The organism is Bacillus pretiosus, from assembly GCF_052947655.1.
This window is the reverse complement of sequence record NZ_CM129593.1, coordinates 3913252-3938216: the sequence shown is the minus strand read 5'-3', so window position 1 is coordinate 3938216 and position 24965 is coordinate 3913252. Positions and strand designations below refer to the sequence as shown.

Annotated in this window: 30 protein-coding genes and 1 pseudogene; 23 read left to right on the top strand and 8 right to left on the bottom strand. The window is 35.9% G+C overall.

Annotation, left to right across the window (positions count from 1 at the left end):
• Positions 1–3 precede the first annotated feature (3 nt).
• Genes ACU8YW_RS20080 through ACU8YW_RS20070 form a run of 3 tightly spaced genes read right to left on the bottom strand, consistent with a single transcriptional unit; the run spans position 4 to position 2348 of the window.
• Positions 4–1092 (bottom strand): ABC-2 transporter permease, encoded by a 1089-nt coding sequence (locus ACU8YW_RS20080; RefSeq protein WP_088123351.1) that lies wholly within the window; start codon positions 1090–1092, stop codon positions 4–6.
• The gene (locus ACU8YW_RS20075; RefSeq protein WP_088123350.1) at positions 1082–1963 is read right to left on the bottom strand and encodes an ABC transporter ATP-binding protein; all 882 of its coding nucleotides are present in this window, start codon (positions 1961–1963) and stop codon (positions 1082–1084) included. The genes ACU8YW_RS20080 and ACU8YW_RS20075 overlap by 11 nt, the downstream gene beginning before the upstream one ends.
• A complete protein-coding gene (locus ACU8YW_RS20070; protein ID WP_046957464.1) occupies positions 1929–2348 on the bottom strand; it encodes a GntR family transcriptional regulator in 420 nt (139 codons plus the stop codon). Before ACU8YW_RS20070 ends, ACU8YW_RS20075 begins: the two co-directional genes overlap by 35 nt.
• Before the next feature lie 166 nt (positions 2349–2514).
• Between ACU8YW_RS20070 and dacF the strand changes: the two genes are divergently transcribed.
• The 14 genes from dacF to ACU8YW_RS20000 all read left to right on the top strand — a co-directional run bounded on the left by dacF (position 2515) and on the right by ACU8YW_RS20000 (position 13137).
• Positions 2515–3705, top strand: a complete 1191-nt coding sequence (dacF, locus tag ACU8YW_RS20065; protein ID WP_000831992.1) for a serine-type D-Ala-D-Ala carboxypeptidase DacF — start codon at positions 2515–2517, stop codon at positions 3703–3705.
• 170 nt (positions 3706–3875) lie between these two features.
• Entirely contained in the window at positions 3876–4226 is a 351-nt protein-coding gene (gene spoIIAA, locus ACU8YW_RS20060; protein ID WP_000059133.1) for an anti-sigma F factor antagonist, read from the top strand.
• On the top strand, positions 4227–4667 hold the full coding sequence (gene spoIIAB, locus ACU8YW_RS20055; protein ID WP_048546248.1) for an anti-sigma F factor: 441 nt from the start codon (positions 4227–4229) through the stop codon (positions 4665–4667).
• 12 nt (positions 4668–4679) lie between these two features.
• Positions 4680–5438: an RNA polymerase sporulation sigma factor SigF gene (gene sigF / locus ACU8YW_RS20050; protein WP_000350733.1), complete on the top strand. Its 759-nt coding sequence runs from the start codon at positions 4680–4682 to the stop codon at positions 5436–5438.
• Between the two features lie 137 nt (positions 5439–5575).
• Positions 5576–7102 carry a sodium-dependent transporter gene (locus tag ACU8YW_RS20045; RefSeq protein WP_000450092.1) on the top strand — a complete coding sequence of 509 codons (1527 nt, stop codon included), beginning with the start codon at positions 5576–5578 and terminating at the stop codon, positions 7100–7102.
• Entirely contained in the window at positions 7102–7200 is a 99-nt protein-coding gene (locus ACU8YW_RS20040) for a methionine/alanine import family NSS transporter small subunit (RefSeq protein ID WP_000016829.1), read from the top strand. The genes ACU8YW_RS20045 and ACU8YW_RS20040 overlap by 1 nt, the downstream gene beginning before the upstream one ends.
• Positions 7201–7316: 116 nt before the next feature.
• Entirely contained in the window at positions 7317–7937 is a 621-nt protein-coding gene (gene spoVAA / locus ACU8YW_RS20035; protein ID WP_087985124.1) for a stage V sporulation protein SpoVAA, read from the top strand.
• Positions 7930–8346 (top strand): stage V sporulation protein SpoVAB, encoded by a 417-nt coding sequence (gene spoVAB, locus ACU8YW_RS20030; RefSeq protein WP_000572948.1) that lies wholly within the window; start codon positions 7930–7932, stop codon positions 8344–8346. The genes spoVAA and spoVAB overlap by 8 nt, the downstream gene beginning before the upstream one ends.
• 14 nt (positions 8347–8360) lie before the next feature.
• Positions 8361–8819, top strand: a complete 459-nt coding sequence (gene spoVAC, locus ACU8YW_RS20025) for a stage V sporulation protein AC (RefSeq protein ID WP_000147730.1) — start codon at positions 8361–8363, stop codon at positions 8817–8819.
• 13 nt (positions 8820–8832) lie between these two features.
• Positions 8833–9849 carry a stage V sporulation protein AD gene (gene spoVAD / locus ACU8YW_RS20020; protein ID WP_088123347.1) on the top strand — a complete coding sequence of 339 codons (1017 nt, stop codon included), beginning with the start codon at positions 8833–8835 and terminating at the stop codon, positions 9847–9849.
• Between the two features lie 3 nt (positions 9850–9852).
• Entirely contained in the window at positions 9853–10203 is a 351-nt protein-coding gene (spoVAE, locus tag ACU8YW_RS20015; protein WP_000345909.1) for a stage V sporulation protein AE, read from the top strand.
• 5 nt (positions 10204–10208) lie between these two features.
• Positions 10209–10778 (top strand): stage V sporulation protein SpoVABEA, encoded by a 570-nt coding sequence (gene spoVAEA, locus ACU8YW_RS20010; protein ID WP_001254416.1) that lies wholly within the window; start codon positions 10209–10211, stop codon positions 10776–10778.
• Positions 10765–12237 carry a spore germination protein SpoVAF gene (spoVAF, locus tag ACU8YW_RS20005; protein WP_426933844.1) on the top strand — a complete coding sequence of 491 codons (1473 nt, stop codon included), beginning with the start codon at positions 10765–10767 and terminating at the stop codon, positions 12235–12237. Before spoVAEA ends, spoVAF begins: the two co-directional genes overlap by 14 nt.
• A gap of 96 nt (positions 12238–12333) precedes the next feature.
• Entirely contained in the window at positions 12334–13137 is an 804-nt protein-coding gene (locus ACU8YW_RS20000; RefSeq protein ID WP_002008448.1) for a Cof-type HAD-IIB family hydrolase, read from the top strand.
• Between the two features lie 31 nt (positions 13138–13168).
• Here the strand turns inward: ACU8YW_RS20000 and ACU8YW_RS19995 are convergent, their stop codons facing one another.
• Complete coding sequence (locus ACU8YW_RS19995) at positions 13169–14035, bottom strand: DUF1002 domain-containing protein (protein WP_000850509.1); 867 nt, start codon at positions 14033–14035, stop codon at positions 13169–13171.
• Between the two features lie 187 nt (positions 14036–14222).
• Between ACU8YW_RS19995 and ACU8YW_RS19990 the strand changes: the two genes are divergently transcribed.
• Together ACU8YW_RS19990 and ribT are read left to right on the top strand one after the other, a co-directional pair.
• The gene (locus ACU8YW_RS19990) at positions 14223–14660 is read left to right on the top strand and encodes a peptidylprolyl isomerase (protein ID WP_000853789.1); all 438 of its coding nucleotides are present in this window, start codon (positions 14223–14225) and stop codon (positions 14658–14660) included.
• Between the two features lie 467 nt (positions 14661–15127).
• Complete coding sequence (ribT, locus tag ACU8YW_RS19985) at positions 15128–15496, top strand: GNAT family N-acetyltransferase RibT (protein WP_088064345.1); 369 nt, start codon at positions 15128–15130, stop codon at positions 15494–15496.
• A 20-nt stretch (positions 15497–15516) separates the two neighbouring features.
• On the opposite strand, the gene ACU8YW_RS19980 is transcribed toward ribT, so the two are convergent.
• Together ACU8YW_RS19980 and ACU8YW_RS19975 are read right to left on the bottom strand one after the other, a co-directional pair.
• Positions 15517–16035 (bottom strand): DUF309 domain-containing protein, encoded by a 519-nt coding sequence (locus ACU8YW_RS19980; protein WP_088123345.1) that lies wholly within the window; start codon positions 16033–16035, stop codon positions 15517–15519.
• A 97-nt stretch (positions 16036–16132) separates the two neighbouring features.
• A complete protein-coding gene (locus ACU8YW_RS19975; protein ID WP_000510194.1) occupies positions 16133–16228 on the bottom strand; it encodes a YjcZ family sporulation protein in 96 nt (31 codons plus the stop codon).
• Positions 16229–16397: 169 nt separating this feature from the next.
• Here ACU8YW_RS19975 and ACU8YW_RS19970 point away from each other — a divergent pair, with 169 nt between their 5' ends.
• The gene (locus tag ACU8YW_RS19970; RefSeq protein ID WP_001199757.1) at positions 16398–17141 is read left to right on the top strand and encodes a segregation/condensation protein A; all 744 of its coding nucleotides are present in this window, start codon (positions 16398–16400) and stop codon (positions 17139–17141) included.
• Between the two features lie 158 nt (positions 17142–17299).
• Entirely contained in the window at positions 17300–17872 is a 573-nt protein-coding gene (gene scpB / locus ACU8YW_RS19965; RefSeq protein ID WP_000375162.1) for a segregation/condensation protein ScpB, read from the top strand.
• A 51-nt stretch (positions 17873–17923) separates the two neighbouring features.
• Here the strand turns inward: scpB and ACU8YW_RS19960 are convergent.
• A pseudogene (locus tag ACU8YW_RS19960) lies at positions 17924–19080 on the bottom strand (IS3 family transposase).
• A 156-nt stretch (positions 19081–19236) separates the two neighbouring features.
• Here ACU8YW_RS19960 and ACU8YW_RS19955 point away from each other — a divergent pair.
• The 4 genes from ACU8YW_RS19955 to phnF all read left to right on the top strand — a co-directional run bounded on the left by ACU8YW_RS19955 (position 19237) and on the right by phnF (position 22943).
• Positions 19237–20139, top strand: a complete 903-nt coding sequence (locus tag ACU8YW_RS19955) for a ComEC/Rec2 family competence protein (RefSeq protein ID WP_001257286.1) — start codon at positions 19237–19239, stop codon at positions 20137–20139.
• A 207-nt stretch (positions 20140–20346) separates the two neighbouring features.
• Positions 20347–21489, top strand: a complete 1143-nt coding sequence (nagA, locus tag ACU8YW_RS19950; protein WP_002107769.1) for an N-acetylglucosamine-6-phosphate deacetylase — start codon at positions 20347–20349, stop codon at positions 21487–21489.
• 4 nt (positions 21490–21493) lie between these two features.
• Positions 21494–22282 (top strand): glucosamine-6-phosphate deaminase, encoded by a 789-nt coding sequence (gene nagB / locus ACU8YW_RS19945; RefSeq protein WP_001024205.1) that lies wholly within the window; start codon positions 21494–21496, stop codon positions 22280–22282.
• On the top strand, positions 22212–22943 hold the full coding sequence (gene phnF, locus ACU8YW_RS19940; protein ID WP_002194085.1) for a phosphonate metabolism transcriptional regulator PhnF: 732 nt from the start codon (positions 22212–22214) through the stop codon (positions 22941–22943). The genes nagB and phnF overlap by 71 nt, the downstream gene beginning before the upstream one ends.
• A 70-nt stretch (positions 22944–23013) precedes the next feature.
• Here phnF and ACU8YW_RS19935 read toward each other — a convergent pair whose 3' ends face one another.
• Entirely contained in the window at positions 23014–23820 is an 807-nt protein-coding gene (locus ACU8YW_RS19935; protein WP_088123344.1) for a Cof-type HAD-IIB family hydrolase, read from the bottom strand.
• 165 nt (positions 23821–23985) lie between these two features.
• Here ACU8YW_RS19935 and glcT point away from each other — a divergent pair, with 165 nt between their 5' ends.
• The gene (gene glcT / locus ACU8YW_RS19930; RefSeq protein ID WP_001067321.1) at positions 23986–24834 is read left to right on the top strand and encodes a glucose PTS transporter transcription antiterminator GlcT; all 849 of its coding nucleotides are present in this window, start codon (positions 23986–23988) and stop codon (positions 24832–24834) included.
• The last annotated feature ends 131 nt before the right edge of the window (positions 24835–24965 follow it).

The following is a 24965-nucleotide window of genomic DNA, read 5'->3' as shown; positions in this document are numbered from 1 at the left end:
TATTTATTTCCCTACAAAAGCAAACTTCAATTTTAATAGACGTGTAAAAATGAAGTAACTTATGATAGCGAATAGGAAAAATCCAACATAATAAGACAGTAGTGCATCTCGTCCGCCTAATATTCTACCGCCAAGCAGTCCGAAGCATAGAACAGTGCAAATCATGAACCATTTTTGCAAGTTAGGAAACAATAGTATTTTTCCGTTTTGTTCGTTAGGTGTACGTGTGTATAGAAAGGTTGCCATTGATAAAAAGATAATGATGTAAGCAAATGGTGTTAATAGTGTCCAAGGAGAAGGTACAGAAGTATGCTCCATTGGATTGTCCTGTGGTACACTAGAAAGTTTATTGCCATAGTCATCAAATGTTTCTATTGGGTGGTAATCATAAGTAATAGAAAAAGATTCTAATGGTGAAATGATACCTATATGTTGTAAGTACTCATGAGTATGGTTCTCTATTTCTCCCATTGCATCTAAAGACCATTGTGTATGGGAATAAATGAATCCGGAAATTAACAATCCCAAACCGTATGGTAAAAATAATAGAATGATAGTTAAACTACTTTGAGAGAATATATGTCCAGTAATGGTTCCGATAAATAAGGTGAATGTATAAATAGCGATAAGTACAACCGTAGCATATAGAAAGTAACTATAGAACGGAGTAAAGATTTGATGCTCATTGTGAAACGACATGTTCTTTATTCCGTACATGCTAATCCAGCAAACAATTTGCACTGTAATAATATTCAAAACACCAAGCAACCATTTTGTTAAAAAAATATCTTTTCGTTTAAAAGGCATCGAGAATAGAAAATCAGTTGATTGATTGTTACGTTCCCATCCAATTAAAAGACAAGCAAGTGCAATAAGAGTAGCTCCTTGAAAGAAGACGGCACCATCAGATGTCTGAAAATAGTAGGAGTAGTAATATGCATAGTCACCAAACTTCATTTGTGATTGTTTTAGCTGCATTTGCGCTTCTTGATAATATTTATAAGGTAGTTGATATAAACTAATTAACCAAAATAATAGAATTATATATTTTCCTTGCTTCCATTGCCTCATCCATAAAGCTTTATGAAACATGCGAATCCTCCTCAAACGTTGTGATAAAAATATCTTCGAGCGACATGGTTAATTCCTCAATGAGCAGTGGCTGTTCTTTATAAAACTTCTCCAATGTTGCAGCCACATTTCCCTCAATTAAGATTGTAAATACTTTTCCTGTTTGATTTAATATTTTAATATTGCTTAAGTTTTCTAGTTTTTGAGGTAATGAACGTTCGTAAGCTACTTGTATTTTTGCAAATCGTGATTTGGCATCGTCTAGTGATGTAATAGACGAGATAGTATGGCCTTTTAATATAATAATTGTATCTGCAATTTGTTCCACTTCATCTAAATGGTGAGTTGAGATGAAAATGGTAATATCTTTTTCTGCCACTTCTCCAACGAGAAACTGTAAAATCTGCCTTTTAACGATAGGATCAAGTCCGTTTGTCGGTTCATCCAAAATGATATATTCTGCTTTTGTAGAAACGGCTAAAATGATGGCAAGCAATGCTTTCATCCCTTTTGAATAATTACGAATTCGTTTGTTTGGTAAGTTAAAACGTTCTAACAGTTCATAGAAATATGCTTCATCAAATGCGTTATAAACTTCTTTATAAAACTTTACAATTTCTTTTACCGTATATCCGTTCAATATGTTAGTAGAATCCGGAACATATACGATTTTTTGCTTTATTTCAGGACAATGATGAATGTTTGTATCCTCATATGTAACAGTCCCTGCATCAGGGTCTAAAATGCCGACCATCGTTCGTAATAAAGTTGTTTTGCCCGCACCGTTTCTTCCAAGTAATCCGATGATACTTCCTTTTTGTAATGTGAAAGAAACATCGTCTAAAATTGTTTGATTATCAATTGTTTTCTTGAGGCTTGTCACTTTCAGCATCCGTATTTCCTCCAATCTCTTTATAGTATGAATCTATCCAATCATGAATTTTATCTTTCGTAATACCAAGATAAGAGGCTTCTAATAGTAATTGATGAAATTGCTTTTCAACCATAGCGATTTTCCTTTCGTCTAATGTTGGGGTAATCGATTGGGATACAAATGTTCCTTTTCCTCGTAATGTTTCAATAATCCCTTGTCGCTCTAACTCTTGATACGCTTTACTCACTGTATTTGGATTTATAACGAGTAAAGAAGCGAGTTCGCGTACAGAAGGAAGTTTATCACTTGGAGCTAACATGTTTTTCAATACGAGTTCTTTTATATTTTGAACAATTTGTTCCCATATCGGAGTGTTGCTTCTTGGATCAAGTTGAATATGCAAGAGCAATGTCTCCTTTCTGACTTGTATTAAGTGTACTACTGTATGTAGTACACTTAATACAATATAGGTGATGAATATATTTGTCAACTGAAAATATTAGAAAAATATGGTATTAAAAAATAATAAATTGGAAAAAATAGGTTTGATATAGAATGGAGGGTTAGTCATGAAGCGAGTTTTTGGAATACTTGTTTGTTTCATGTTATTGCTTTCTGGTACTTCAGTTAGTTTCGCACAATCTGAGAAGACGAAGCAGGAAAAAACAGAAGAAACAACGCCGAAGTTAGCGGAACAAGCGTCATCAGCAATTGTAATTGAACAAGATACAGGTAAAGTTTTGTTTGATAAAAATCCAAATGAGAAGTTACCACCTGCTAGTATGACGAAGATTATGACAATGCTATTAATTATGGAACAAGTTGAAAAAGGAAAACTAAAACTGACCGATAAAGTTAGAGCAAGTGAGCATGCAGCTTCAATGGGTGGATCACAAATCTTTTTAGAGCCTGGAGAAGAGATGACTGTAAATGAAATGCTAAAAGGTATTGCTATTGCATCTGGAAATGATGCGTCTGTTGCAGTAGCGGAGCATATCGCGGGTTCAGAAGAAGGTTTTGTAAATATGATGAACAAAAAAGCGAAAGATTTAGGACTGAAAAATACTCATTTTCAAAATCCAACAGGTCTTCCGGCTAAAGACCATTATTCCACAGCAAATGATATGGCTATAATGGCAAAAGAATTGATGAAGTACCCACTTATTCGCAAATATACAGGTAAATACGAAGACTATTTACGAGAAGATACGGATAAGAAGTTTTGGCTCGTGAATACGAATAAGTTAGTACGTTTTTATCCTGGAGTAGATGGTGTGAAAACGGGCTTTACGACAGAAGCAAAATATTGTTTAACAGCATCGGCTGAAAAAAATGGCATGCGTGTTATTTCAGTTGTTATGGGAGCACCTACATCGAAAGAACGGAATAATCAAGTAACAAAGCTTCTTGACTATGCATTTGGACAATATATGACAAAGAAATTGTATACACGTGGGGAAAAAATTAAGACTGTACAAGTAGGAAAAGGGAAAAAAGAAAAAGTAGATTTAGTTGCGTCAGACAATGTGTCTCTTCTTATGAAGAAGGGCGAAAATATGGACAAAGTAAAGCAAGAAGTAATTGCTGAAAAGAAAGTGAAAGCGCCGATTAAAAAAGGTGACGCGCTTGGTACACTTGTTATTAAAAAAGATAAAGATGTTTTATTAAAACAAACAATTGTAGCAAAAGAAGATGTTGCTGCAGCGAGCTGGTGGGAGTTATTTAAAAGAAGTTTTGGGATGTTTTCAACATCAAAATAGCGGCAAACATTTTGCCGCTTTTCTATTCGTATGAAAGTAAATAATTGCCGAATGTTTTCACTTTATGGCGAAATAGTTCTTCTTTTGTCAGCAGGAAGGATTCTTATGTTGTATCACGAAAATCTTTATGTATGTAAATGAGTAAAGTTTGAGCATAAGGAGGAAATCGTGTGAGTCTTTCCATGCAATTAGAAGTAAAGCGTGACGTCCTATGTGTGAGACTAGCGGGTGAATTAGATCATCATACTGCTGAAGAGTTGCGAACGAAAGTAACAGATATGATTGAGACACATGGTGTTCATCATATTGTTTTGAGCCTAGAGAACTTATCGTTTATGGATAGTTCTGGTTTAGGTGTTATATTAGGCCGATATAAGCATGTAAAGGGATTAGGTGGAGAAATGGTTGTTTGTGCAATTTCACCGCCTGTTAAGCGTTTATTTGAAATGTCGGGCTTATTTAAAATTGTTCGCTTAGAAGAAAGTGAAGCGCATGCGCTCGCGACGTTGGGGGTGGCATAAATGAGAAATGAAATGAACCTTCAATTTTCAGCATTAAGTCAAAATGAATCATTCGCTCGCGTTACAGTAGCTGCTTTCATTGCGCAACTAGATCCAACGATGGAAGAACTTACGGAGATTAAAACAGTTGTGTCAGAAGCAGTTACGAATGCAATTATTCATGGATACGATGGAAATGCAGAAGGTGTTGTTTATATTTCTGTAATTTTGGAAGAAGCAATGGTGAAACTCACGATTCGAGATGAAGGGATTGGCATCTTTGATTTAGATGAAGCAAGACAACCCCTTTTTACAACTAAACCTGAATTAGAGCGTTCCGGAATGGGATTTACTATCATGGAAAATTTTATGGATGAAGTAGAAGTTATTTCAAACGAATCTTTCGGGACAACAATCCATTTGACAAAATACTTATCAAATAGTAACGCTCTATGCAATTAAGGAGAATAGCCTATGGACATAGAGGTCAAAAATGAGAAGAAGAAACCTCAGTTAAAGGACCACGAGCTAAAAGCGTTAATTCAACAAAGTCAAGATGGAGATCAACAAGCGAGAGATACAATCGTTCAAAGTAATATGCGTCTCGTATGGTCGGTTGTGCAGCGTTTTCTTAATCGAGGATACGAACCAGACGATTTATTTCAAATTGGATGTATTGGGCTCTTAAAATCGGTAGATAAATTTGATTTATCTTTCGACGTGAAATTTTCAACATATGCAGTTCCAATGATTATTGGAGAAATACAACGATTTTTACGTGATGATGGATCAGTGAAAGTAAGTAGATCTTTAAAAGAAACAGGAAATAAAATTCGAAAGATGAGAGACGAGCTTTCGAAAGAATTCGGAAGGGCACCAACGATTAACGAAGTAGCCGAAGCGTTAGAACTAACGCCAGAAGAAGTGGTTCTGGCGCAAGAAGCGAGTCGTGCTCCTTCATCCATACATGAAACGGTGTATGAAAACGATGGAGATCCAATCACTATTTTAGATCAAATTGCTGATCAATCTGAAACGAAATGGTTTGATAAAATTGCTTTAAAAGAAGCAATTAGAGAATTAGATGATCGAGAACGTTTAATTGTATATTTACGCTACTATAAAGACCAAACCCAATCAGAAGTAGCGGAGCGCATAGGTATTTCGCAAGTACAAGTTTCAAGACTTGAAAAGAAAATATTAAAACAGATGAAAGATCGAATAGATGAGTAGCTATCTATTCGATTTTTTTTATGACTTTAATTTAGTAGGGATTGTAAACTTTCGTAAAAATTAACAGAATTTATTGATAATTTAGTAAATTTAAAATATAATCCAAGTATGAACTTGTCACAAAGGGGGAAGGAAATATGGAAACGAGGCAACAATGGGGAACGAGGGCCGGATTCATTTTCGCAGCGGTCGGCTCTGCCGTTGGATTAGGAAACATATGGCGTTTTCCTTATACAGCGTATGAAAATGGGGGAGGCGCATTCTTTTTACCGTACTTATTCGCATTATTAACGACTGGTATTTCATTATTGGCGTTTGAATTTGCTCTTGGGCATCGTCATCGTGGTTCAGCGCCACTTACATTCTTCCGTATTAGTCCGCGTGCTGAATTTATCGGATGGTGGCAAATGTGTGTAACGTTTATCGTTTCAACATATTATGCAGTAATTATTGCTTGGTCTATTTCCTATACGTACTTTGCAATTACTGGAGCATGGGGGAAAGACACGCAATCATTTTTATTTAAAGAGTATTTGCATGTTGCAGATAAGCCTGGACAGTTTGGAGGGCTCGTACCGGAAGTATTAATTCCATTAGCTCTCGTTTGGATTATCGTGCTCGGTGTAGCATTTAAAGGAGTTAAAAAAGGAATCGAAGTTGTTAATCGTATTTTCATCCCTTTATTAGTTGTTATGTTCCTTATTATCGTAGTTCGTGCAGTGACGATGGAAGGTGCAATGCAAGGGTTGGATGCATTCTTCAAACCAGATTGGAGTCGTATTTTTGATGGGAAAGTATGGCTTGCTGCTTATGGTCAAATTTTCTTTAGCTTATCTTTAGCATTTGGAATTATGATTACGTATTCTAGTTATTTACCGAAAAACTCAGATACAACAAATAATGCCTTTATTACTGGCTTTGCAAACTCAGGATTTGAATTGTTAGCTGGGATTGGGGTCTTTGCAGCTCTTGGATTTATGGCAAATAATATGGGAGTACCAGTTGATAAAGTAGCAAGTGCTGGTGTAGGACTTGCGTTCGTAGTATTCCCGCAAATCATTAATGAGTTACCGATGTCACCGTTATTTGGCGTATTATTTTTCTTATCATTAACGGTTGCTGGAATTACATCCCTCATTTCACTTGCGGAAGTATGTTTTGCTGCCGTATCTGAAAAGTTCAGCTTAAGTCGCCAAAAAACAATTGGAATTATGGGGACGCTTCTCGTACTAGTTTCTCTTGTTTTTGCAACACGTGGCGGGCTTATGTTCCTAGATGTTGTTGATTATTTCGCTAATAACTTCGGATTAATTTCAATTGCATTAGCGGAAGTGGTTACGATAGGGCTCATTCTACGCCGTTTACCAGTTTACCAAAATCATGCAAACTTCGTATCTGATATTAAGTTAGGGACGTTTTGGAGAGTAAGTTTACTCGTTATTACCCCGCTTATGTTAGGGTACATGTTAATTGATGGCACAATCCAAAATATTAAAAAGAACTACGGAGATTATCCAACGGAGTTTGTCGTAACATATGGTTGGTCAATTGCAGCAGCCTTCCTTATCGTTGCACTAATCATTAGTATAAAGAAATGGAATGCACAAATACATTCAGATTCTGCTAAGCTTGAAAAAGAATGGAAAGATCGGGGTGTTTCATAATGAGCGGATCAGCGATTATGATGATGGTGATTGGTATGGTAGTCATTTGGGGAGGACTCGCATTAAGTATTGCAAATTTATTTAAGAAAAAGGCATAAACTAAAAAACATCTGTACCGAAACGGTACAGATGTTTTTTTATGAAAAAATTGTATTAGAAAAAAATTCAATAACCATACTACAACTACGAGGAAGAGTGAAGAGGTGAATAGAAATTGGAACAAACAATTTATATTAAAATGCGTAATCGATTAAAAGTTTCTCCTACGTATGAAGTGAAACTACGTGATGTCGCTCAACTTGCCGGAGATACTGAGGTAGTTGAGTCGTTACAGGATGAGGTAGTTTACAAAATAACAGCGCATGATAAGACACATGTTGTAATTGATGTTATGAAAATTATTGAGATTATTAGGCGAAAAGCGGCTCATATACAAATTAATTTACTCGGTTCTGGACAAACTCTTGTTGAAATTATATATGAAAAAAAGAAAGTACATCCGGTTTTCTTCGGACTTGTATGGTTGTTACTTTTTATTGGAGCGGCTCTTGCGATCATTTATTTCCATGAAGATGTAAGCATGCAACAAGTGCACCAGCGGTTATATTACATGATTACGGGAGAATTTAAGGCGCAGCCACTGCTATTTCAAATTCCTTATTCAGTAGGTCTTGGGTTAGGTATGGTCTTATTTTTTAATCATGTATTTCAAAAGCGAATTAATGAAGAGCCGAGTCCGTTAGAAGTGGAGATGTTCCAATATCAGCAGTCACTTGACCAATATGTAATTGTTCATGAAAACAAGGACAATATGAAACAACTTGCCGATGATTGAGTCTGGGCTTGTTATTTTAATTGGTTTAGCGGGAGGAATTGCAGTGGGTAGCGGATATGTCGCATTTTTAGCTGTACTTGGTATAATCCCCCGTCTAGCTCAATTAACGAGAAGTGGAAAGCACATTCAATATTTTGAGTGGGCAGTTATTGCAGGTACGTTAACAGGAGCTTGGTGTAGTTTGAAAAACATTACATTTCAAACGTCGCAATATTGGCTTGTTATATTAGGAATATTTTGTGGCACATTCATTGGAATGCTTGCAGCCGCATTAACAGAAGTGTTAAATGTTTTACCTATTTTAGCGAAACGAGTAGGGGTAGAAGGGAAAATCGTTGTTTTACTCGTTGCTCTTGTACTTGGCAAAGTAATAGGCTCATTGTTTCACTGGATTTATTTCGTAAAGTAGGAGGCAGTATATAAATGACAGGGCGAAAACTAAAGGATGATTACATAAATAAAGTGAAGGAGTACCATCCAAAACCAAACTATTTCCTAAATTGTGTCAAGGCATTTCTTGTAGGTGGATTCATTTGTACTGTCGGAGAAGTATTGATGAAATTTTATATACATTATTTTCATTTCAGTGAACAAGAGGCAGGAAATCCGACAGTTGCAACGCTTGTATTATTATCGGCGATTTTAACAGGTTGTGGTGTATATGATAAAATCGGTCAATTTGCTGGAGCGGGATCGGCCGTACCTGTTACGGGATTTGCGAATTCTATGGCGAGCGCTGCGCTAGAACATAAGAGTGAAGGAATCGTGCTTGGGGTTGCTACAAATATGTTTAAGCTAGCGGGAAGTGTTATCGTTTTTGGGGTCGTTGGTGCATACGTTATTGGATTAATAAGATATACTTTTAACATTTTTATGTCTTAAAGGAGGGGCTAGTATGAGGTTGACCGGAAAACAAACGTGGGTATTTCAAAATGATATTTATGTGAATGCAACCGGTACTGCTGTCGGTCCAAAAGAAGCTGAGGGCCCTCTTTGGAAGGATTTTGATATTTCATATGATGATTTACATTGCGGAGAGGAAAACTGGGAACTTGCTGAACGAAGATTAATGTCAGATTCAATTCAACAAGTCTTGCAAAAAGGAAATGTAAAAACATCACAAATTGATTTCTTTTTAGCGGGTGATTTATTAAATCAGACAGTGACAGCAAATTATGTTGCGCGTAAGTGGGGGATTCCCTTTTTAGGGATGTTTAGCGCTTGTGCAACCTCGATGGAGACTTTAGCGGTTGGATCAGCCTTTATAGATGGTGGATTCGCAAATCGTGTTTTAGCGACGGTAAGTAGTCATAATGCAACGGCTGAAAGACAGTTCCGTTATCCAACAGAGTATGGGGGACAAAAACCAGGAACAGCAAATTCCACTGTTACAGGTGCGGGATCCATATTAATTAGTAAAGAAAAAAGTGCTATTAAAATTACGGCAGCTACGATTGGAAAAGTGCAAGATTTAGGGATTGCGAATCCTTTAGATATGGGGTCGGCGATGGCACCTGCTGCTGCTCATACAATTCAACAACACTTTGAAGATTTGAAGAGAAGTGCAGCAGATTATGATTTGATTGTTACCGGTGATTTATCAGCTATTGGGACACCAATAGCAAAACAACTGTTACTGGAAGAAGGTTATGATCTTGGGCATATATATAATGATTGCGGATTAATGATTTATGATCCCGGTCAAGAAGAAGTATTTGCCGGTGGTAGTGGTTGTGCTTGTTCAGCTGTTGTCACATATGGTCATTTATTAAGCGAGATGCAAAAAGGGAATTTACAACGAATTTTTGTCGTTGCTACTGGTGCGTTATTAAGTCCGATGATGATGCAGCAGAAAGAAACCATTCCAACAATTGCACACGGTGTCGTATTTGAGAGAGTGAAGGGAGAGTGAATTGTGGATTTTATATATGCATTTCTTGTAGGAGGCGCCATTTGTGTAATTGGACAGGTATTGTTAGATTTCGCAAAGTTAACACCAGCCCATTTAATGGCTACCTTTGTAGTTATAGGAGCAGTTTTAGATGGATTCGGATTGTACGATAAGCTTATAAAGTTTGCTGGTGCTGGGGCGACAGTTCCTATTACAAGTTTTGGACATTCACTATTACATGGGGCAATGCATGCGGCAGAAAAACACGGATATATTGGGATTGGTATGGGTATGTTTAGTTTAACGTCTGCAGGCATTTCTGCAGCGATATTATTTTCATTTTTTGTAGCACTTATATGTAAACCGAAAGGATAAATCAAATGAGACGAAGGGTTGTTTTGGTCACAGATGGAGATGAATATGCAAAGCGAACAATTGAGCTTTTAACGAAGGAATTTGGGGGAAGGTGTATTTCAGCATCACAAAGTAATCCAACCAAATTGACAGGGAAGAAAGTTGTTGAGCTTATTATGCAAACGCCATATGACCCTGTATTTGTCATGTTTGATGACAGTGGATTTATTGGAGAAGGATCTGGTGAAAAGGCTTTAAAATATGTAGCCACACATAAACAAATTGATGTACTGGGGATTTTGGCAGTAGCGTCTAATACACATCATTGGGAATGGGCACGTGTAGATGTCAGTGTAGATCGAAACGGGAATTTAACCGAATACGGTGTTGATAAATTTGGACTTCCAGATGGTGAAATTGGCAGAATTAGCGGAGATACAATTTATTGTTTAGATGATCTGAATGTTCCTGTCATTGTGGGAGTTGGTGATATTGGTAAGATGTGTGGAAACGATGAATGGGAGAGAGGATCACCTATTACTAGAAAAGCGATTCAATTAATTTTGGAAAGGAGTGGTTTTTATGACGAAGCCTAAAAAAGTGGATATCCCTATTTCATCTTTCATAAGTGATAATGAAAATTACTTAAAGCAAACAGCTGGACTGGGTGTTACATACGACGTTGGCATTCGTAAATTTCAAATTTTAAATAAAGAAATTGGTGTGTTATTTGTAAACGGACTTTGTGATACAAATTATATTATCCCTATTTTAGAAGAAGCGGTGGATACAAATGAGATAAGGGATGTAGAAGAAGATACAGTGAAGCTTTTAGAGAATCGTTTAATCCATCAACAAGTAAGCAAAGTGAAAACGATGGATGAGGTAATGCTCCAAGTATTATCAGGACTTATCGTTATATTTGTGGAAGGTAAAACGGAAGCGTTCGCAATAGATGTTCGCAGCTATCCAGGACGAACACCGACAGAACCTGATACTGAAAAAGTAGTACGCGGTGCGAGGGATGGATTTGTTGAAAATATCGTTGTAAATACAGCGTTAATTCGTAGGAGAATTCGAGATCCACGTCTTCGAAATGAAATGATTCGAGTAGGAGATAGATCCCAAACTGATATTTGTATTACATATGTTCAAGATGTTGCAAATCCAGATTTAGTAAAGATTATAAAGCAAGAATTAAATAACATTGATGTCGATGGAATTACGATGGCGGATAAAACAGTGGAAGAATTTGTTGTAAAGCAAAGCTATAATCCATTCCCGCTTATTCGATATACAGAAAGACCGGATGTAGCGGCGAATCATTTATTAGAAGGACATGTGTTAGTACTAGTTGATACATCACCGAGTGCTATGATTACTCCAACAACATATTTCCACCATTTACAGCATGCGGAAGAGTTTAGACAAAATCCAGCTGTCGGTACATTTTTACGTTGGGTACGCTTTTTAGGTGTCTTATTCTCCTTATTTTTACTACCATTTTGGTTAGTGTTTGTATTTGATCCAACTCTTTTACCAGAAAAACTTGCTTTCATTGGACCGACTAAGATGACACATTTACCAATTCTATTACAGGTGTTGATGGCCGAAATCGGACTTGAGTTTTTAAGGATGGCAGCCATTCATACGCCAACGCCGTTATCTTCTGCTGCAGGGTTAATTTCCGCCATATTAATTGGTCAAATAGCAATCGATGTAGGTTTGTTTGTACCAGAAGTTATTTTGTATGTAGCAGTTTCTATGATCGGTGCATATGCAACACCGAGTTATGAATTAGGATTAGGAAATAAAGTTGGAAAATTGTTTGTTATTATTTTAACAGGTCTCTTCCATGAGATGGGATTTGTAATTGGTATGACGATATTGATTTTATTTTTAACGTCTATAAAAAGTTTACAAACGCCTTATTTATGGCCGTTTTTACCATTTGATTGGGGTGCATTAACAAAAATTCTACTTCGCCCGACGATGTCTAGTTTAAAAGTACGACCAAGTATTGTAAGACCTCAAAATGTAAAAAGACAAAAATAAACGGGATTATACACCCGTTTATTTTTTTAGCAAAAATTTATTGTTTTTTAACAAAAATCAAACATTTTTTGTGTACACTTAGAGTAGATATTGTGTATGGAAGGGGAAGAGGACATGATTAAATTATTTGTAAGTGATTTAGATGATACGCTCGTTTACAATGTGAATCATATGCAAAAAGAAGATGAACGTGCACTTTGTTGGTTAGCTGAAAAAGGGACAAATATTTGTTTTGCCTCTGGCCGCTTTACTCATCGAATTGATGAAGTCGTAAATAGGTTTGCATTCCCGTATTACACCACTAGTTTAAATGGAGCAACGATGTTACTGCCGGATGGAAAAATATTTCATGAATCAAGTTTTGAAGATGGGATTGCCCAGGAAATATATCGATATATCCATAAAAAGGGACTAGCAGATATTGTTTGTGCAAATGAGCAACGGTATACAAAAAGAAAGAATGAACATCATCATACTTTTGAAACGTATATGGGCGTGCATATTGCTGAGATAGAAGCATTAGAAGAGGAATTTGGTAAGACTGTACATCCTGCGAAATTGTTTGTTTTTGGGGAAGAAGAGACAATTGCAGCATTAGATCAAGAGTTACGAGATACATTTCAGAGCGAAGCGGAAGTTTTTATGTCTGGTAAACGCTATGTTGACATTATGCCAAGGGGAGTAAGTAAAGGGAGTGCTTTAAGGCGACTAATGGAACATTTACAAATTGAAGCAAATGAAGTTGCATGCATTGGAGATTCTTTCAATGATATTTCTATGTTTGAAGTAACTCCGCATTCATTTACTCTACATCATGCTCATCCATATGTGAAGAATAAGGCAAATCATATTGTTCGTTCGGTCGAAGAAGCTGTTATGAAATTGCCATTACTTGTATAAAAAAAGAAGCTCGTCACTGACGAGCTTCTTTTTACTTGAATAACGATTTAACAAAATCAATGATACTTGAGAAGAAATCTTTAACTTTATCTAGGAAACCTTGCCCTTCTTCAGATCCTAAAAAGGCAGAAACGTGTTCTTTTGCTTTATTTAACTGACTGCCAACTTGATTCCAATCGATATTAAGATTTTTCATTTTATCAAATAGCGCAACTAAGTTATCTAACTGTTCATCCGTTAATGTAATACCAAGTTGATCCGCAATTTTTTTAATTAATGAACGTAAATCTTCAGTCGTTTTTGGCTGTTCTTTGGCAATTTCTTCTTTAATTTTTGCAACAAGTTGAACTGCTTTTTCTTCACCAATTTTATCGCCGAGCTGGGCTGTTTGCACCATTTCTTCATTGGCTACTTTTTTTACTTCCTCAGGAATTGCTTTGTTCGATGTTGTTTCATAGGCTTTCATTAAACCGGTTAAAGCAGCAGTTCCTGAAACTTTAAATGGTGCAGTAATTTGAATTTCTGCATCTTTCACACCTGCTGTAATAAGTGCGTTTGTGTACATTGCATCTGTTATCGAATTAATGTTTTTTGAACGTACAATGAGACCAGAACCTGGCTTTGTGTATGTAATCATAGAAGAGGAAATTGCTCTCGTACCAATTTGGGCTTTTGGAACAATCCCTTCTAGAAATTTATGTTCTTCCGCATTAGACACAGTAATGATTGTAGCATCTTTTGGTGCTTTCATTTCTTTTAACAGATCTTGTTTTTGTTGTTCAGACAAGTTTTCTCCTAGTGTAACAATTGATTCTCCTTCGATGATGTCTGCAAACGAAGCTGTTGGCATCATAAATACCGTTACAGCCAATAGCAGAGCTAGTAATTTCGTTTTCACGAAAAATCGCTCCCTTTCTCTTTCTAAAATTTTCGGGCAACACAGTTATTATAGTATATATTTCTTATTTGTCACCTAGCTTTTTCCACATTTCGAAAAAGAAGTATCTAGATTGTCGGATTCTTTTTGTTTCTAGTCATGAATGTGGTAATATAGTGCTGAGATAGTTGAAAGGAGACATATACGTATGAAAACTTTAGGATACATATTAATGGAAAATGGTGAAAAAATCGAGTTAGAATTTTTCCCAGAAGAGGCACCAAAAACAGTAGAAAACTTTAAAAAACTAGCAGAGCAAGGATTTTATGATGGTGTGACATTCCACCGCGTTATTCCTGGCTTCGTAAGCCAAGGTGGAGATCCAACAGGAACAGGTGCAGGTGGCCCAGGTTACTCTATCCCATGTGAAACTGATGGAAATCCTCATAGACACCTTGTAGGTTCACTTTCTATGGCTCATGCTGGCCGTAATACAGGCGGTAGCCAATTCTTTGTTGTTCATGAGCCACAACCGCATTTAGATGGTGTACATACTGTATTCGGTAAAGCAACAAGCGGTATTGAAACAGTATTAAACATGCGTCAAGGCGATGTAATGAAAGAAGTTAAAGTTTGGGAAGAATAAGTTAATGGAAAAGAGAGCTATGGCTCTCTTTTTTGTTTTTTAATAGGAACGGGTATTTCGTTTGCAGTACATGATACAAGTAGTACTGTTATTGTAGCGAAAATATGGCGCTTATAAGAACAAAATTTTAACAAATTACATAGAATACATTAGATTTCATGTTTCAATAAATATTTTTATTACATTAATTTTGCTAGAATTCATTTGCTCTCAGGTGATGAATATTGGAGTGGTAATGAGCGGTGGATGTTTCTTTTTACTTTCATATAACAGCGTTTCTTTGTTAATCTACTTAGAAAAAATAGTACTGAAACATATATTTGACTTTCTTCTTTTTGCTTTGTATGATTATCAAGTTGTTTTAGGCCCTTCTCACTCTGTTGAAAATATTGTAAAATGAATGTGATATGAAAAGAGTGGTTGAGGGGATTAATAGTTTGTAACTTTTGTAAGAAGGGATAAGGGTTATGTTAATTCGTTTTAAAAAAAGTTATGAAAAGATTGCAATGGGGCTTCTTTCATTTATGCCAACTGAAAAAGATGTGAAAACATTACAATTGACTATGAAAGATTATGAGGCAAAGGATGATTGGCAATTGTATTTGTGGAAACAAAACGAAGATTTTGTTGGGATAATGGGGATTGTAAAAAAAGAGAATCAAGTGATGGAAATTCAGCATTTGAGTGTGAACCCGTCTCATCGTCATATGGGTATTGGAACGAAGATGGTTCAAGAGTTAAAGAGTAAATTTCTTGAGTTTACAATTTGCGGAAATGAGCAAACAGCAAGTTTTTGCAAAAAGTGTAAAGGGCTAGAACAAAATATACATTCGTAAAAGCAGAGATAAGTGGTTTATTATCTCTGCTTTCTTTTTTGTAATTGTTCGTTTCGTTCAGCGATGACCTCTGTTCGATCACGTAATGTGTGCTTATGTATTATATATTCATTAGAAGTAGCATTCACGTCTTTCCAAGGAAGGTTTTGTTTCTGACATAATTCCATGCAGTGCTTTTCTAATGCTGTATCCGATAACGGTAAAAATAACGGTGTAAAACTCTCTTCTTTCTGTATAGATTGCAATCTATCCTGGAGTAAGCATATAAGTTGTGTCTGATTTATTCCTAAACGTAGTAAAGGTGCACTGTTTTTTTCTAAAATCGTTATGGCGCTTTTCATCATCTTCTCTGAGCCATTCCAGTTAGAGCGTCTTTGATGGTATAAAGAAACTGCAATTTGAATAAGTCCGACTAAATAATTATCACGACTTCCTCTCGGTTTTGTTTTCCAATATTCTTCCAGTGTTTCGTGGCATTCAAAATAATCATAATCTCCGTGAAAATGAATTAAAAATTGTATGTATTCGGTAGGATACATTTTCTTCACCCCTGTTTAACGGTTATAAATACAAGTGTATCATAGAAATATAAACAATAAACGACTAGGGAATTGTCCCTAGTCGTTATTGTTCATATTAGCAGAAGCAAGCTGCCCCTACAATAATTAGTAAAATAAACAATACAACAAGTAATGCGAACCCACCGCTAAAACCGCAATCAACGTGACCCATAGTTTTTTGACCTCCTACATTGTTCTTACTACACTGTTATCATATGAAGCGGTGGGCATGATGATATAGGCATAGGTCTATTTTTAATTAAATTTCTTAAAAAGGTTGGATAGAACATGAGTATGCTCTATACTTATGTTGTTATAGAAAAAATGTGGTGGGATGCTTTGTGCAGTATAATTTTAAAGTAGAGGCTTTTGAAGGGCCTTTAGATTTATTGTTACATTTAATACATCGTTATGAAATTGACATATATAATATTCCTGTAGCGGAAATTACAGAGCAATATTTATCTTATGTTCATACGATGAAAGAACTACAATTAGATGTTGCAAGTGAGTATTTAGTAATGGCTGCGACTTTATTACAAATTAAAAGTAAAATGTTGTTGCCGAAACATGAAGAAGATGTACTTGATAACGGTGATGACTTTATAGATGATCCTCGTCAAGAATTGATGGAGAGGTTAATTGAATATAAGAAATATAAGCAAGTTGCTACTGAGCTAAAAGAAAGAGAACAAGAAAGAGCACAGCTATATACACGTCCGCCAATTGATTTTACATCGTTACAACAAGAAGAGGAGACAAACTTGCCTCTTGATGTTACGTTATATGATATGCTAGCGGCATTTCAAAAATTAATGCGCCGTAAAAAAGCAAAGAAACCTGTAACAACACGTATTACTCGTCAAGAAATACCAATTGAAAAGCGCATGATTGATATTTTAAAACAGTTAGAAATACAAGGTGGTCGTCAAAGTTTTTATGATTTGTTTGTTGATGATGAACGGGAGATAATGGTTGTAACATTTTTAGCGGTTCTTGAGCTTATGAAAAATCAACAAATCATAATTGAACAAGAACATAATTTTGATGAAATTTTCGTATCAAGCTCTACTAAATCTGCATAGATTTAGTATGGAAAATGGGATGGAAATAATATATCTCATGCTAGGTTTGAATGTATCGTTTGGAACAAGAGAAAAAATATTGAACCGAACGCATTGATTGTGATTCGGTTTTTTGATGTGTATTTTTATGGAGAAAATTGGAGGAAGGAGCTCGTAAAATGGATAGAAAAGAACAGAAATCAATCATTGAAGGGCTTTTATTTGTTTCTGGTGATGAAGGGATTTATCCAGAACAAATAGCGAAAGTGCTTGAAATTGAAGGAAATGAAGTAATCGATATTTTAGAAGAAATGCAAAAAGAATGTGAAGGTGCACACCGCGGTTTGCAAATTGTACAGTATGCAAAAGTATATCGTTTTGCTACAAAGAAAGAACATGCTTCGTACTATCAAAAATTAATAGATATCCCAACAGCTGCTTCACTTTCTCAGGCTGCTTTAGAAACGTTAGCGATTGTGGCATATCGTCAACCTATTACAAGGACTGAAATGGAAGAGATTAGAGGGGTGAAAACCGATAAGGCGTTACAAACGTTAGTTTCACACTTACTTATAAAAGAAATGGGAAGAGCAGAAGGGCCAGGGCGTCCTATTTTATATGGAACAACGAAAGAATTTTTGGATACATTTGGATTGAAAACATTAGATGATTTACCGGCACTTTCTGAAGAGAATGAACAAATGAATGAAGCAGATTTATTCTTTGGTTCTTTACAGGAGATATCGAAATAAAAGCTTAGCATTTTGAAGTGAACCCCGAAAACGGGACACCTATCAAAACACCTAAACCACTTGTTCCCTAAATTCTTTAGGGGATAGGTGGTTTAATTTTTCTTGAATTCGCACACAATTGTAGTAATGAATGTATTCTAGCACAATCTTTCGCACAGTTGTGTTGGATACTTTTGTTATCTATTGTGAATAGAAAGCTTCACTTTTCAAATGACCAAAGAAGCTTTCCATGACGGCATTATCATGGCAATTTCCTCTCCGGGACATGCTGGTGATAATGCCGTTTTCTTTGGCATACGCTTGAAATTCTTTTGCTGTATAAATACTTCCTTGATCCGAGTGAAGAAGGACATCTTTTACTCTTCGCCCTCTCATTGCTTGTTTCAATGTCTTCATCGCTAATGTCAGTGTTTGTGATTCGCTGATGACACAACTAATAATTTCACGATTAAAGGCATCCATGATCGTTGATAAATACAAGGTACGCTCTCCAAATAAGAGATACGTCACATCTGTAAACCACTTTTCATTTGGTCTGGATGCATCGAATTCACGCTCCAATCGATGAGGGGCTACCATTGGTTCCGCACCATTGATATATTTCTTTTTCTTTCGACGTACTTTTGAAAGAATGTGATTTCGTCTCATGATTCGTAATACTTTTTTATGATTCACACACAGCCCCATTTTCCGAAGAGTTGCGGTCACTCTTCGATATCCATATCGTAATTTATGCCGAAGACAAACATCCTTTATTTTCTCTTCTATCTCATCTCTCAGGTCCACTGTTCGTTGTAACCAACGATAAAATGTAGACCGGGGTAATTCTAATACATTACACAATTCTTTTACCGTTAGTTTTGTTTTTAAATCGGTCCATAAAGTAACTACAGTTTCTGGTTTCAGCCCCTTTCGATTTCCAGATACTTTCCCCATACAAGTAATTTTGTTTTTAGATGCTTATTTTCTAAACGTAGTTGTTCTAATTCACTGAGCTCTTTTGGTCCTTTTCCATAAGAATATTGTTTTCCTACAGGTTGTTGAAAACGATACGTTTGATCTGTACGATACCATTTCATCCATGTCTTAATTTGGGAAACATTTTTAATTCCGAGTTTCTCCATAATTGTACGATTTGAATAACCATCTTTCTTCATTTCAATTACTTTCCACTTTGTTTCTTCTGGGTAATGAACTCTTGTCGTCATACGAAAAAACACCTCCATTGAATTTGCATACTTAGTATGCGAATTCAGGAGGTGTTTTTTTCATGTACCACTATTCGGGTTCACTTCATTTTGCTAAGCTTTTTTTGTATATCAATTATATACCGTGCCATACTAATTGAAAAAAGGAGACGAGTTATGAGAAGTATGCGAGGTATTTTATTGTTAGTTTCTGTTTTGTTATGCTTTTCTTTAAATAGTGCATCGGCTAAAAGATATATGATGTCTATTCATACCGCGTCTCCTTTACATATGCAGCGGCAACATTTTGGTAAAATGAAAGTGAGTTTTTTAAAAGTTGGACAAGGTGATGCGACACTTATCACATTGCCAAATGGACAAACGATGTTAATTGACGGGGGACCTTATGAAGCCGGAGAGGTTATCATTCAAAAACTAATCGAAAAAGGGATTAACCATTTAGATGCTATCGTCAGTACGCATCCTGATATGGATCACATTGGAGGACTTATTCCGATTGTAGAGCAAATGCCGGTATCGCTTATATTAGATAGTGGAAAAACATATAGTTCTTTTACGTATCATACATACCGGAATCATATTAAAAAAAGAGGAATTCCTTTCGTTTCAGTAAAAGAGGGACAATACATACCGCTAGATCCGCATGTTTCCATACAAGTATTAAACAATGGGAAATCAAAAGATGAAAATAATGAATCTTCAATTGTGTTGAAGGTACGATACGGAAAAGCGGATTTTTTACTAATGGGTGATGCTGATGTGCGGACGGAAACTGAAATATTAAAGCAGTTTGATGTACATGCAGATGTGTTAAAGGTGGGACATCATGGCTCCTATACTTCAACAAGTGAAATGTTTATAAAAAAAGTAGAACCACAGTTTGCGATTCTTTCATATGGAAGCAGAAATCCATATGGACATCCGCATCAAAGTGTAGTGAGACGCTTAAAACAGCATGGTATAATGATATATGGAACAAATAAACGTACAGTAGAAATGGAAACAGACGGCGAGCATATTACAATAGGCTCTAGTGGATTAATGCCATTACTTAAGTGAGTAATATGATAGGGGATATTCTCCCTTTTTGGAAAACTGAATAACATATATTATAATTGCAAGAGACGTACTAAGTTTCCTTTTTGTTAAACAAAGAGGAAATTTCATTCGAATGTCTAGACAACTACTCGTGCATATATTAAGATGGAATTAGGCGAATAAGGTAATAATAACAAGTAGGTATTTCATGGGAAAGGATCGATGAAAATGAAAACGCAAGTTGTCATCAATGCCAAAATTTATACAGGTCAAGAAGTAGTGGAAAACGGATTTATTCGTTACGCAGAAACAATTAAAGAAATTGGTTTGATGGCTCAATATGTATCACAAGAAAATGAAGCGGTTTTAGATGCAGCAGGGAAGATTGTGATTCCAGGTATGATTGATGTTCATATTCATGGTGGATACGATATTGATGCGATGGATGCAAATAGCGATGGATTAGTAACTCTAGGTAAAGAAATGTTAAAAGAAGGAGTTACAACTTACTTTCCAACAACAATGACACAAGCTCCAGAAGCAATCGAAGCGGCACTACATGCTGCGAAGGAAGCAAAAGAAAAAGGAGCACATTTCGAATATATTCACTTAGAAGGACCGTATGTTTCAAAAAAACGTGCAGGTGCACAACCACTTGAACATATTGTTCCTGCGAATATTGAACAATTTAAACAATGGCAGGAAGCAAGCGGGAATCTAATTAAATTAGTAACATATGCACCTGAAGAAGAAGGTGCGTTAGAGTTTGAGCAGTATCTTGCTGAAACTGGTGTTGTTGGCACAATGGGGCATACAGATGCAATTGATGCGCAACTAAAAAATAGAAACATTACACATGCAACGCATTTATACAATCAAATGCGTGGATTACATCACCGAGAACCAGGAGTTGTTGGTCATGTGTTATTAAATCCAGATGTAATGGTTGAAGTAATTACAGATGGTATTCATATTCACCCTGATATGGTGAAATTAGCATATAAATTAAAAGGACCGAAAAAAGTAAGTGTTATTACTGACGCAATGCGTGCAAAAGGTCTTGAAGATGGATTATATGAGCTTGGCGGACAGCCAGTACATGTAAAAGATGGTAGTGCTCGATTAGAAGATGGAACGTTAGCTGGTAGTATTCTAAAAATGGATCAAGCTTTTCGAAATGTAATTGAATTTACAGGTTGTTCAATCGAAGATGCAGTACTGATGACATCAGTTAACCAAGCAGAAGAGTTTGGATTAAATCATAAAGGTGCATTAGCGGTAGGAAAAGATGCAGACTTTGTTGTGATGAATGAAGATTTACATGTATATGATACGGTTCGTTTAGGAATTCATATGAAGGAAGGGAAGTAATTAAATGAATATTCTTGTTGTAAAAACTCCAGAAGAACTAGCAGAAGCAGGATATAAATTAATTGAAGAAGTTGTAAAAACAAAAGAAAATCCAACATTAGGAATGGCTACAGGAAGCTCTCCATTAGGTATTTATGCAGAAATGCGAAAAAATAAACTTGATACAAGCCGTGTAACCACTGTAAACTTAGATGAGTACGTAAATTTACCACATGAAGATAAAAACAGCTATCACTATTTCATGCAAGAACAGTTGTTTGATCATCTTCCATTTAAACAAACTTATGTACCAAACGGGATGGCAAGTGATTTAGAGGAAGAGTGCAAACGTTACGAGGGCATTCTAGCTGCTAACCCAGTTGACCTACAGATTCTTGGAATCGGTGAAAACGGTCACATCGGATTTAACGAACCAGGAACACTGTTTAATTCTCCAACAAACATTGTTGAATTAACAGAATCTACACGCCAAGCAAACCTTCGCTTCTTCGAAAAAGAAGAAGATGTGCCAACGCATGCGATTACAATGGGAATTGGAAGCATTATGAAAGCGAAACAAATTCTACTTGTTGCTATGGGTTCTAAAAAGGCAGAAGCTGTGAAAGAATTATTGCAAGGTGAATATAGCGAAGCGTGTCCTGCTACAGTTTTACAACGTCATCCGAATGTAACCGTAATCGCTGATCAAGAAGCTCTATCTTTATGCAGTGAGGCGATTGCTGATGAACATCGACAAGTATTCACCATTTCCGATCTATTATCAGATTCAAGAGTGGGTGAAACAGCTAATTGAGGACGGCGAATGGAAGCCGGGAGATAAAATCCCATCTGAGAATGAACTTTGCGATAAGTTCGAAGTGAGTCGTATGACAATCAGACAGGCGATTAATAATTTAGTGGAACAAGGTTATTTATATCGGAAACGTGGAATCGGTACGTTTGTCCAACTTCCGAAAGTGGAACAAAAATTGCAAGGAATGACGGGATTCACAGAAGATATGATTTCTCGTGGGATGAACCCAAGTAGTCAATTACTTAGTTTCCGCCTAGTTCCAGCTACTGCGAAAATAGCAGACCGGTTGAGAATACAGGAGGGAGAGTCGGTTTATGAAGTGAGGCGTATACGTTTAGCTGATGATGAACCGATTGCTTTTGAGACGACATATTTGTCGCCAGCTCTTGTAAAAGATATTAACGAAGAAATATTGCAACAATCTTTATATGAACATTTAGAGAAAAAACTGGGCTTTAAACTTGTTAGCGCTACTCAATCAATTGAAGCTTCAATTGCAACGGATAATGAAGCTGAACATCTGCATATTCCTAAAAAGGCGCCAGTGCTTGTAATGCGTCAATGGTCATATTCAGAAGGTGAAGTACCGTTAGAGTATGTGAAATGTATTTATCGTGGGGATCGTTATAAGTTTATTACAAACATCGCACGTAACAAATAATATATTTCAGTTCGTGAAGTACAGTTAATGTCAAATTGTTTAACATGTAAAGAAAAAATACGACTCATCCTTACAAGGAGTGAGTCGTATTTTTATTATGAGTAATTACGTGGTTAACAGCATCTTTAACTGTATTTACTACATAGTGAGCGTGTTCTTTTACTGCTTCATCTGCTTGAGACATAGCAAAACTGTGAGGAGTTAAAGAAAACATCGGGATATCATTATAAGAATCCCCTATGCAAGCAACTTCCTCTGGTTGTAGTTGAAACTCTTTTAATAAAACAGAAATAGCAGCCCCTTTACTAATATTAGGTGGCATTACATCTAAACATTGTTCTGCTGAAATGAATGTACTAACTTTTCCGTGGAATTTTTCATCAATTTTTTTCTGAAGGAGTTGTAAGCTTTCCTTTGTTCCACCGACAGAGATTTTATTTGGGAAAATTGTATCATCAATTTTCTGTAATAGATGCGGTTCTTCAACAGAAGTCATCGTTACTTGTTGTTCAAGCTCTTGAATGAACGGTGTTTTCTCTTCAATGTAATAATTATGCTCATCACTTACATAACGAAAATAAGGATCTTCATTTGTCATTGCTAACAGATCAGGTAGAATACTCGAATCGAATGTTGCGGATAATAGTTGCTTGTTTTCATGTGTGTACACGAAAACACCATTTACACTAATACGATGGAAATTTGTATTTACAGCTTTCATTAAGTCTGCAATTTCATTATCCAATCGGCCAGAAGCGAAACAAAGAATAACATTTTGCTCAGCAAGACTACGAAGTGCTACAATATCTTGTTCGTCAATTAACCCTCCGTGTTGCATCATTGTACCATCGATATCACTTACAAACATTTTAATCATGTTGTTATCTCCTTTCTATGTACAGTTGCTCTTACATTATACGCATCATATATAAACATGTCTAAAAAATGAATTTTTATAAAATGGTAGATGTTTTACATTGACGACAAAGAAGAATGTTCTGTAACATAAAAGCAGGCTATTTAAGTACGAGGGTGGTGTTATATGAATAATTATCTAGAAATTAAAAAAGTTTTAAATAATAATGTCATCATTGCTAGCCATCCTGAACATGAGGAAGTAGTAGTGATTGGTAAAGGAATTGGATTTGGGAAAAAAGCGAAAGATGTATTGGAGCAAGAACAAATTGAAAAAATGTTTGTTTTAAAAAATGAACGTGATCGTGAACAATACAAACTGTTAGTGCCGCATGTGAGTGAAAAACTAATTGAATTAATGAATGATATTATGTTCTACATTCAAGAAAAAGCAAAATCACCATTGAATGAACATATTCATATCGCTTTAACAGATCATATTTCTTTTGCGATTAAGCGGTTAAAACAAGGACTTACAATTGATAATCCTTTTTTAGTTGAAACGAAAATGCTCTATCCAGAGGAATATGAAATTGCTGAAGGTGTTGTAGACCTTTTAAATTCTCGTTTACAAATTACATTGCCAGAAGGAGAAATTGGTTTTATTGCACTCCATATTTACAGTTCGCTTACAAATTCAGATTTATCTTCAGTTAATCAAAACTCCCGTCTCATTGCACAGCTCGTATCTTTAATTGAGACAAACTTACAAATTACATTAGACCAAGAAAGTATCCACTATTTACGCCTTATCCGTCATTTACAATACGCAATTGAACGGGTAAAAAAAGGGGAAAAAGTAGAGGAATCACAAAGTTTTGCTGATTTATTAAAGGCAGAATATCCTGTCTGTTATAATTTAGCTTGGAAGCTAGTTAAGGTCATGCAAAAAGAATTGCAACTTCCTGTGTATGAAGCAGAGAGCATATATTTAACGATGCACCTGCAGCGCTTAGTGAAAGCAGAGCATGTGTAAAAAGACATATATTTTTGTCTAAAATGAAAACGTTAAAAAAAATCATTGAATCGCTTACAATAGTTATGTATAATAACTATTGCAAAGTTATACAAATTTCGACAAACACATTAAGGTAAGTAACGAAAACG

Bases quoted from the DNA above. Each gene is read 5' to 3' on its own strand.
- spoVAF (WP_426933844.1), top strand. From the start codon at position 10,765: ATGACGAAGCCTAAAAAAGTGGATATCCCTATTTCATCTTTCATAAGT.
- spoVAEA (WP_001254416.1), top strand. From the start codon at position 10,209: ATGAGACGAAGGGTTGTTTTGGTCACAGATGGAGATGAATATGCAAAG.
- ACU8YW_RS19975 (WP_000510194.1), bottom strand. From the start codon at position 16,228: ATGGGTCACGTTGATTGCGGTTTTAGCGGTGGGTTCGCATTACTTGTT.
- ACU8YW_RS20080 (WP_088123351.1), bottom strand. From the start codon at position 1,092: ATGTTTCATAAAGCTTTATGGATGAGGCAATGGAAGCAAGGAAAATAT.
- ACU8YW_RS19980 (WP_088123345.1), bottom strand. From the start codon at position 16,035: ATGTATCCTACCGAATACATACAATTTTTAATTCATTTTCACGGAGAT.
- ACU8YW_RS20075 (WP_088123350.1), bottom strand. From the start codon at position 1,963: ATGCTGAAAGTGACAAGCCTCAAGAAAACAATTGATAATCAAACAATT.
- ACU8YW_RS20000 (WP_002008448.1), top strand. From the start codon at position 12,334: ATGGAAGGGGAAGAGGACATGATTAAATTATTTGTAAGTGATTTAGAT.
- ACU8YW_RS19935 (WP_088123344.1), bottom strand. From the start codon at position 23,820: ATGATTAAAATGTTTGTAAGTGATATCGATGGTACAATGATGCAACAC.
- ACU8YW_RS19955 (WP_001257286.1), top strand. From the start codon at position 19,237: ATGAGAAGTATGCGAGGTATTTTATTGTTAGTTTCTGTTTTGTTATGC.
- ribT (WP_088064345.1), top strand. From the start codon at position 15,128: ATGTTAATTCGTTTTAAAAAAAGTTATGAAAAGATTGCAATGGGGCTT.
- glcT (WP_001067321.1), top strand. From the start codon at position 23,986: ATGAATAATTATCTAGAAATTAAAAAAGTTTTAAATAATAATGTCATC.
- nagB (WP_001024205.1), top strand. From the start codon at position 21,494: ATGAATATTCTTGTTGTAAAAACTCCAGAAGAACTAGCAGAAGCAGGA.
- scpB (WP_000375162.1), top strand. From the start codon at position 17,300: ATGGATAGAAAAGAACAGAAATCAATCATTGAAGGGCTTTTATTTGTT.
- nagA (WP_002107769.1), top strand. From the start codon at position 20,347: ATGAAAACGCAAGTTGTCATCAATGCCAAAATTTATACAGGTCAAGAA.
- spoVAC (WP_000147730.1), top strand. From the start codon at position 8,361: ATGACAGGGCGAAAACTAAAGGATGATTACATAAATAAAGTGAAGGAG.
- sigF (WP_000350733.1), top strand. From the start codon at position 4,680: ATGGACATAGAGGTCAAAAATGAGAAGAAGAAACCTCAGTTAAAGGAC.
- ACU8YW_RS20040 (WP_000016829.1), top strand. From the start codon at position 7,102: ATGAGCGGATCAGCGATTATGATGATGGTGATTGGTATGGTAGTCATT.
- spoVAD (WP_088123347.1), top strand. From the start codon at position 8,833: ATGAGGTTGACCGGAAAACAAACGTGGGTATTTCAAAATGATATTTAT.
- phnF (WP_002194085.1), top strand. From the start codon at position 22,212: ATGAACATCGACAAGTATTCACCATTTCCGATCTATTATCAGATTCAA.
- ACU8YW_RS20045 (WP_000450092.1), top strand. From the start codon at position 5,576: ATGGAAACGAGGCAACAATGGGGAACGAGGGCCGGATTCATTTTCGCA.
- dacF (WP_000831992.1), top strand. From the start codon at position 2,515: ATGAAGCGAGTTTTTGGAATACTTGTTTGTTTCATGTTATTGCTTTCT.
- spoVAB (WP_000572948.1), top strand. From the start codon at position 7,930: ATGATTGAGTCTGGGCTTGTTATTTTAATTGGTTTAGCGGGAGGAATT.
- spoIIAB (WP_048546248.1), top strand. From the start codon at position 4,227: ATGAGAAATGAAATGAACCTTCAATTTTCAGCATTAAGTCAAAATGAA.
- ACU8YW_RS19990 (WP_000853789.1), top strand. From the start codon at position 14,223: ATGAAAACTTTAGGATACATATTAATGGAAAATGGTGAAAAAATCGAG.